Here is an 8882-nt window from a genome sequence, read left to right on the forward strand (position 1 = left end):
TAGCAGCATGATTACACAAAAACACATTATTGACGATGAAATTATCTCGCTTGACGAGATTGACAACGCTGAAACTGCTCAAGTATTTTTGCAAGAAAAACTTGAACAAGTGTCCAACGAGCTTCAAGATGATTCTCTTGAAAGTAAAGAGTTGGGAAAACTGGGAGAAACATACGCCGCTTTGCGACTTATGCAAAAAGGGTGGCACGTTATTGACAGAAACTGGCATTGCCGCAATGGAGAGCTAGATTTGGTAATGATTACTCCAGAACAAAAATTGGTATTCGTAGAAGTAAAAACTCGAAGAAGCGTACGTTGTGGCACTCCACTTGAAGCAATTACTCAAGAAAAATGTAGCAAATTACGTACAACTGGTATGAAATGGCTGGAAGAATGCGGAAGCGACATACCTCATTACCGTATTCGATTTGATGCTGTATCAATTCTCGTTATTAACAAATACACTTATCCAGATTCTGCATATGAATTGCAATCCTTGGAAGAAATTGAAGATAATTCATCAATCCAATTCAAGCATGTTCAAGGAGCATTCTAATGCATATTGGAAACGCAACATCAATAGGACTTATTGGTCTTAAAGCTTTTACTATTCAGCTGCAAGCTTTTATATCTGGAAATATGCCAAACTTTTCTATTATCGGCTTACCTGACACTTCATTAAGCGAAGCAAGAGAGCGCGTTAAATCAGCTCATTTTGCGTTGCATTGCAAATGGCCTGAAGGAAGGGTAACAGTAAACTTATCACCTGCTTCAATGCCAAAAAGCGGAGCATCATACGATTTAGCTATCGCAGCAAGCATACTAAGCGCAGAAAAGTATATTCCACTTACAGAATTAGAAAATACAATTATTTTAGGAGAACTAAATCTTGACGGGACAGTATTACCTATTCAAGGCATTCTTCCTATTGCACTTTACGCAAAAAAGATGCATTTTAAACGAATGATTATTCCACAAGAAAATCTTGCCGAAGCACAACTTGTAGATGGAATTGAATCTATTGGAATACACCATATTTTAGATTTAGTGACGCAATTGCATGGCAGTTTGAGCGAGGAATCATTAAAGCTTATTGAAGAAGACCCTGCGTATAAACATATGCAAGTTCTTGAACGAAATGGAAATTATAACAATGGAGAAGAAGATTATAATCCGTCAATTCACGAAGAAAGCACTTCCCCACTACAAATTGAACCAAAACATGAAATTGGAGATATGTCTGAAGTAATAGGGCAAGAACATACAAAATGGGCTCTACAAGTTGCTGCAGCTGGAGGACATCACGTGATGATGATTGGACCTCCAGGATCTGGAAAAACCATGCTAGCTTCACGAATACCAAGCATTATGTGTCCACTTAACGAACAAGAACAGCTTGAGGTTGCTTCAATTCGTTCACTTTGTGGCACACTTCCCTACTACGGAATTAGCAATATTCCACCATTTGAAGCACCTCACCATACTGCTTCAGCAGCTTCTCTTATTGGAGGAGGAACAGGAGTTGCAAAACCTGGGATTATTACTAGAGCACATTGCGGAGTGCTGTTTATGGATGAGGCTCCAGAGTTTTCTCCTAGAGTATTGCAAACCCTAAGAGAACCATTGGAATCAGGGCATATTGCTATTTCTCGTTCAAAAGGGACAACTCTTTATCCAGCTAAATTCCAGCTTGTTGTTGCTGCAAATCCTTGTCCTTGCGGATACGCATACGGAAATGGAGAACGATGCACTTGCAAAGAGCGCGAAAGAGCACGATATTTTTCACGCCTTTCAGGTCCAATTCTTGACCGTATCGATATTCAAATGGATGTGCCTCCAGTAGAACGAATTATTATTTCAAACCATCATCACGACAATGCACAAAACTCAGTTAAAAACACGTATCTGAATAGCAAAACAATGCGAGATAACGTAATAGAAGCTCGTAAAATTGCTCGCGACCGTTTTATAAAACAAGGCTGGGATTGCAACGCACAAGCATCTGGAACATGGCTTAGAAAATACACTTCACAGCAAGCTGTAGGACTTATCAACCGTGCATTAGAAAAGCATCAACTGAGTTTGCGCGGAGCAGATAGAGCATTGCGACTCGCGTGGACGCTTGCTGATCTTTCTGGACACACTTCACCAGACATGACAGACATTGCACAAGCTATCAGTTTAAGGACACGAATATGAATACTAAGAGCATAAACAACACGGATAACACTAAAGAAACCATTAGTACATCTAGCGATTTTTCTTCACCAGACGAAGAAACAATATCTCGTGCAATACTTACATTCTGCCTTGAAGGAGCGGATGCAATTATGTACACACTACTATTGGGATCTAAAAGCGCTAAAAAAATTGTTTCTCTATTAAAAACAATTGTGAAAAATTATACGAAACAACAATCAGCATGCTCAGCTCAACAAATGCAACTTCCAATTATTAGTGAAGTAGCAGATCAAGAAAACGATGCCAATTCTAAAACTTTTACCTCAAGAAAACGTAACAAAAATCAAGAATTAGTATCTACAATGTTAAGTTTCATAAAAAAACATAAAGAGCTTGCTCTCTTAGAAAATTATTTCAAGAAGGGCTTAACAGCGTGGGGTTATCACAACAATAATGCGCCTAAATCTTTAGAAGTGCTACACAATTCTATTTCAACATGGTGCGTTCGATTATTGCATTTGCCGACATGGAATAGTGAATCACTATGTCAATGGTTCACTTGTGGCGGAAAGCAATGGATTATTGCACCACACAGCAAATATTGGCCGAAACAATTACAAGATTTGGCTTTTCAGAGTCATTTCTCACCACCTTTATGCTTGTGGGGCGTAGGGAATCCACAAACATTAACACAATGTCATAATCCACTTGCTATTGTTGGTTCACGCTCTTGCACAGACTACGGAAGAGAACTCGCATATCAATTTGCTTATGATTGCGCTTCGAAAGGTCATACTGTTATTTCTGGTGGAGCGTACGGAATTGATGCAGCAGCACATTGGGGCGCATTAGATGCACAAGATATAGATGAAAATAAGCCTACAGGAAAAACCATTGCTGTATTTGCAGGAGGATTAAATCATATGGGCCCCAGATGCAATTATCAGCTTTTTGAACAAATTATTGCAAAAGGCGGAGTGTGTATTAGCGAACTATGCCCAGATACAACACCAGTAGGCCACAGATTTTTATTGCGAAATAGAATTATTGCAGCTCTAGCATCAAAAATTATAGTTGCTCAAGCAAGATTACAATCCGGAGCGCTAAATACTGCAACATGGGCAACGGATTTAAATCGCGAACTATACGCTATACCAGGAGATATCAATCAGCCTAATAATGCGGGATGCAACAAGCTAATACACGATTCACAAGCTATAATATTGTGTTCAACTCAAGATATAGATATTCTGTTTCCTCAATCTCATCACTACTTTGCTTATTCTCAACCTAAACCAGAAAAATTAAGTATAGACTATAAAAATTATGACAATACACAAAAACTAATTATCGACGCAATTACAACGTGCAAACGCAAACACGAACTTGCAAATGTTGACAGAATATACGAAATAATAAAAACTTCTTACAAAGAAAAACAATTAGATTACATACCATCTATTGCTGAAATTTCTGGAAAAATTGCATTGCTAGAATTGGAAGGAATTATTGTACAAAATAAAGAAAATTTAACATTATCACAGCAAAAAGTAGCGTAAAATAACGCGCTCAATACAAGATATGTGAGAAAATAAAAGTATGCAATCAAGCGAATACTACGATGTTATTATTGTTGGCGCTGGAGCTGCAGGATTATCTGCAGCACTAGGATTAATTAAATCCGAAGAATACGCATGCATGAAAAAAGAAGGAAAAACACCATCAATTTTAGTGATTTCTAAAGTGCCAGCATTGCGTTCACACACGGGTTCTGCTGAAGGAGGTATAGCAGCAAGCCTTGGGAATGTAGAGCACGACAAATGGCAATGGCATTATTATGACACAGTTCATGGCGGAGATTGGCTAAGCGATCAAGATGCAGCAAAGCTACTTGCAAAAGAAGCACCAAAAACAGTTATTCAGCTTGAACATGATGGCGTAGCATTTTCTCGAACACAAAATGGATATATTAACCAACGCCGTTTTGGTGGACATACTGCTGATTTTGGAAAGAATCCAATTGAACGTGCAGCTTTTGCTGCAGATCGTATTGGTCACCAAATTTTACATAGCTTATGGCAACAATGTGTTTCCGAGAATATTGTATTTGCTGAAGATTGTTACGTAACAGATGTTGCTATAAACGATCAAACTATGAGCGTTGAAGGAATTGTTGCATTTGATTTATCTGCAGGAGACTTGCGAGCAATAAAGTCTAGATTCCTACTTTTAGCTACAGGCGGATCGGGAAGATTATTTGCAACAACATCTAATTCGTGGGATTTAACAGGCGATGGCATGGCTTTAGCTTTAAAAGCAGGATTACAACTTGAAGACTGCGAGTTCATTCAATTCCACCCTACTGGACTAGCTCATACTGGTATTCTGCTTTCAGAAGCAGCAAGAGCTGAAGGCGGCGTGCTTAGGAACTCAAATGGCGAAGCTTTTATGAAAAAATACGATGAAGCACATGCAGATTTAGCTCCAAGAGATGTTGTTTCTCGTGCAATTGCCCAAGAAATTCGCGAAGGCAGAGGTGTAAACGATTCAACAACTACGCAACAAAGCAATTCACATAACGATTGCGTTTGGCTAGATATGACACATATCAGCCGAGAAAATATGTTAGAATACTTGCCACAAGTCACAGAAACTATTGAAAAATATGCTCATCTTGACCCAACTTGCGATTTAGTCCCAATTCGTCCTACAGCTCACTACACAATGGGCGGAATACCGATAACTTTGGATGGAAAAGTATATAGATGGCAAAATAACAACCAAACTATTGTTTATGGTTTATACGCTGCCGGAGAATGCTCATGCGTAGGAGTGCACGGAGCTAATCGATTAGGAGGAAACTCCTTGCTTGACGCATGCCTTTTTGGAAATCGCGCGGGAGCAACAATAGCAAAAGAATTGAAAAACTTAAACAAGGATGACGAAACTAACAGTAACAAAACCAACGAAACCAACGAAACCAATAAAACTTTCTCAAATAATACTGCACTACAAGTCTTATATAAACAAAGAAATAATGAACTTAATCAGCTTATGGAAACAAGTGCGAAGCAAGCTACAGATTTTACAAACAACAGCTATAACGACGAGTCTTCACAAATAGAAGAAGATAATCCTTATAAATTATTTGCAGATTTAGGAAAAATCATGGAAAACGCTGTTGCAATATCATGTGACGAACAATCAATTAAAAAAGCACTCAATGACATACAAGAATTTATAGATCCTAAAATTCAATCATTACACATCCATAGCAATAATTTAGTTTTTAACCAAGAAATTACTGCAATATGGGAAATAAAGAACATGTCACTACTTGCAAAAGCAGCATTGCAATCTTCACTTGCTAGACATGAATCTAGAGGTGCTTTCTTTAGAAGAGACTATCCAAAACATGATATTTCTTCATTGCCACAACACTCGTTCATTGACTTTGATGGAAACTTGGCAAAAAAGTCAGTGAATATTATTGATTTTAAACAAGATAGTAAAGGAGATTTTTATACTGAAAATAGCATAATTTAAAACTATTATTACTATTTTCATATATAAATATTTTGAAAATTCGTAATTTTTTCAACACGCCGAAGCGAAGAAGAAAAAAAGATGTTATAGTCTTATCTGTTGTCTAAAACACCTGTCCGGGTGGCGGAATGGTAGACGCGCTAGCTTGAGGTGCTAGTGCCTATTTGTTACAGGCGTGCGGGTTCAACTCCCGCTCCGGACACGAAAAAACCTTGCTGGAAAACCAGCAAGGTTTTATTGTTTTTTAACACAAAAATGGGCTAGCTAAGACATTCTTAGTTAGCCCTAAAGTTTAATTAAGCAGCATTTGAATGCAGGTGGAAACGAATCTCACCAGAATTTGGCGCATAAACAGATGCACCAAAAGCAATAATCGTACCAAACTTATCTTTTACAGTAGAATAAGCTGTAATTGCAGGAGTTCCAACTTCAAGGTTAAGTACTGCTGCAAGCCTGTCACATAGATTTTCTATATGCACAGACACTTCATTTTCTACAAGTTGAACAGCGTACGCTTTAAGCAAAAAATCAGATAACGACTCATCTGAAAAATCATGCGTCAAAATTTTAGGAAAACGAGAAGCAGGCAAATAGAGCACACTATAACGCGATAAAACATCGTCAACTTAACGCAAGCGTTTCAAACATATCAATTCATCTACTGGATCAAGGCCTAAACGAGCAGCAGCATCTTCATCATGAATAACATCGTTTTCAATAACTTTTATTCTAATTTTTGCATCATTAGAATAAGTCTGCTCGTAAAATCCTTGCGCACGATCAGAAATTACTTCTTGACTATAACTAGGAATAATTGAAGAAGCTCGAAATGTTCCTCTACCCTGCTCACGAACAAGTAATCCTTCAGTAATAAGGTTATCGACTGCATGCCTCAAAGTAATACGGCTCACATTGTATTGTTTGCACAATTCAATTTCAGGAGGTAATTGTTCGTTCGCTTCCATAGAATCACAATGCGAGCGCGTAGATTATCTCGCACAGCAATGTATTTAGGCACACCTTCGACCATTATCACTCTCCCCTAGCTAAACGCTAATATGAAAAAGCCGTTGATACTAGTTTGTGTAAAACACAGCATAGTAACAACGGCTCATGCAAAACTAATAACTCTGTTATCCTACCAGTCATACAATAAAATGTACAAATAAATAAGAAAATGAGTAAAAAAATTTTTAATTTTTATATGTATATACAATTATTTAATTGTATTTTTATTTTCTTTACTTATTTTATTTCTTCAACCTTTTCAAAATTATTAGAATCGCGTTTATTCATCAATATCGAAACAGAATAGAACAATATTAGTGCAATAAGTATTACAGAAATTAAAACAGTACGACCACCGACAATATTTGCGTGACCAAGTATTACACCAAATACACCATAATCCGCATCAGAATATGTAGAATTTGCGCTTCCCAAATCGCCAAGCACTGGCAAAAGGAACAACGGAAGGAAAGTAATAAAAAGACCATTAATAAATGATGCAGTCAAGCAACCACGTATTCCACCTTGACCATTACCGAATACTCCTGCAGCACCACCAGCCATGAAATGCGCAACAATTCCAGGAATAATAATTGTCGTTCCCAAAATCGCCATAAGCGTCATTCCAAGCAAACCGCCAAAGAAACTAGCTAAGAAACCAATAAGAACAGCATTAGGAGCAAAGCCAAAAGTCATTGGTGCATCTAAAGCAGGACGCGCATTTTTAACAAGCTTTTCCGATATTCCCTTAAAAGCTGGAACAATTTCGTCAAGAACAATCTGCACGCCTGCAAGAATAATATAAACACCTGCAGCAAAAGTTGCAGCCTTCAACATAACGAAAACAATGAAGTTTTGACCATTAGATAAATGTGTTTCGACATACGAAGATCCAGCAAAAAGTGCCACTACTATATAAATAACAGCCATAGAAAGCGTGATAAGAACTGTTGTATCACGCAAGAATCCCAATGCTGCTGGGAATTTAATATCCTCAGTTGACTTAGAAGGACGCTTTTTTGAAGCAGTAAGCTTTGCAATTAACGCACCTAAAGCAACACCAGTACCAGCAGGATGTCCTAAAGCAACATCATCTTTGCCTGAAGCTTTCTTCATAAACGGCTGCACCAGTGCTGGAGAAATTGTCGTAAACAATCCTTGAGCAATTGAACCCCATAAAAGAACTTCCCACATGCTAAATCCTGCAACATTAAATATAACTGCAAGCATACTTGCCATATAGAAAGCTACGTGACCCGTTAAATAGATAAATTTAAAACGAGAAGTAATAGAAAGAATAATATTAACAATCATTCCAAAGAAGAAAATAAGCGCAGATTCAGAGCCATACTTCAATAAAACAGTTCCAATAATTGCTTCATTATTCGGCACTACGCCTTGCACATGAAATGCGTATTGAAACATTTTGCCAAAGGGGTTCAACGCTTCAGTAATAACTCCAGAACCAGCTGCTAAAACAAGAAAACCAACAAGAGTACGGATTGATCCTTGCAAAATATCCGAGAATTTCTTTCTTTGCACTGCAAGCCCAATAAAAGAAATAAGCGCAACTATAACAGATGGCTGTCTGAAAATATCGAGCAGTACTGACAGAATTCCGTCCACGTAACTCTCCTTACCATATTAATCGATATAGTTTGAGCGGCTTACGCAATTATTGGCGGCAAAAATATCTTACAAACTTCGCAAACGATACCGTAGGCGAAACTATTCGAAATACACGATTAGTTTCGTAGCACAGTAAAACTACACATACAAAATTCACGGTTCCGCAATGAAGCAAAGTAGTAAGAGCTACTACGAGCAGTAGTTTTTATACCCAGCCAACAACTACTGTTACAGCTCATACTGTTGTTTCATGTCAAATTCATTATATCGTTTAAACATTATAAACAATTAAAATAACACTATTTATAACTAAAATATTTATTAAATATCAATAAAATTCGAAATTTTTACCTGTTTTTAGAAAATTCGACACACCAATATACAGAAAAAAGCACTCCATTTTCACGAAGTGCTTTATAAAATCAGTAATTATTACAGTTTTTAATGAAAATAAACATATGTTTTACTGTATAAACATATGTTTATATTTCGGTCAATAATTCTCATCAAAAACTGTC

General features: G+C 37.3%; 5 protein-coding genes, 1 tRNA gene and 1 pseudogene. 5 read left to right on the forward strand and 2 right to left on the reverse strand.

Features of this window, described 5'->3' with window-relative positions; translation table 11 throughout:
* Window positions 1–7: 7 nt before the first annotated feature.
* The 5 genes from HXT40_RS03900 to HXT40_RS03920 all read left to right on the forward strand — a co-directional run bounded on the left by HXT40_RS03900 (window position 8) and on the right by HXT40_RS03920 (window position 5929).
* Window positions 8–556, forward strand: a complete 549-nt coding sequence (locus HXT40_RS03900; protein WP_033888751.1) for a YraN family protein — start codon at window positions 8–10, stop codon at window positions 554–556.
* Entirely contained in the window at window positions 556–2199 is a 1644-nt protein-coding gene (locus HXT40_RS03905; protein WP_004111366.1) for a YifB family Mg chelatase-like AAA ATPase, read from the forward strand. The genes HXT40_RS03900 and HXT40_RS03905 overlap by 1 nt, the downstream gene beginning before the upstream one ends.
* Window positions 2196–3740, forward strand: a complete 1545-nt coding sequence (gene dprA, locus HXT40_RS03910) for a DNA-processing protein DprA (RefSeq protein WP_410310461.1) — start codon at window positions 2196–2198, stop codon at window positions 3738–3740. The genes HXT40_RS03905 and dprA overlap by 4 nt, the downstream gene beginning before the upstream one ends.
* 40 nt (window positions 3741–3780) lie before the next feature.
* A complete protein-coding gene (locus HXT40_RS03915; RefSeq protein ID WP_116440597.1) occupies window positions 3781–5727 on the forward strand; it encodes an FAD-binding protein in 1947 nt (648 codons plus the stop codon).
* Between the two features lie 114 nt (window positions 5728–5841).
* A tRNA-Leu gene (locus HXT40_RS03920) sits at window positions 5842–5929 on the forward strand.
* 94 nt (window positions 5930–6023) lie between these two features.
* On the opposite strand, the pseudogene HXT40_RS03925 reads toward HXT40_RS03920, so the two are convergent.
* A pseudogene (locus HXT40_RS03925) lies at window positions 6024–6757 on the reverse strand (GntR family transcriptional regulator).
* Window positions 6758–6972: 215 nt separating this feature from the next.
* Window positions 6973–8361, reverse strand: coding sequence for a PTS ascorbate transporter subunit IIC (locus HXT40_RS03930; protein ID WP_116440596.1), 1389 nt, complete (start codon window positions 8359–8361; stop codon window positions 6973–6975).
* Between the last annotated feature and the right edge of the window lie 521 nt (window positions 8362–8882).

The organism is Gardnerella sp. DNF01180P (assembly GCF_049244205.1).
Lineage (GTDB): Bacteria > Actinomycetota > Actinomycetes > Actinomycetales > Bifidobacteriaceae > Bifidobacterium > Bifidobacterium swidsinskii.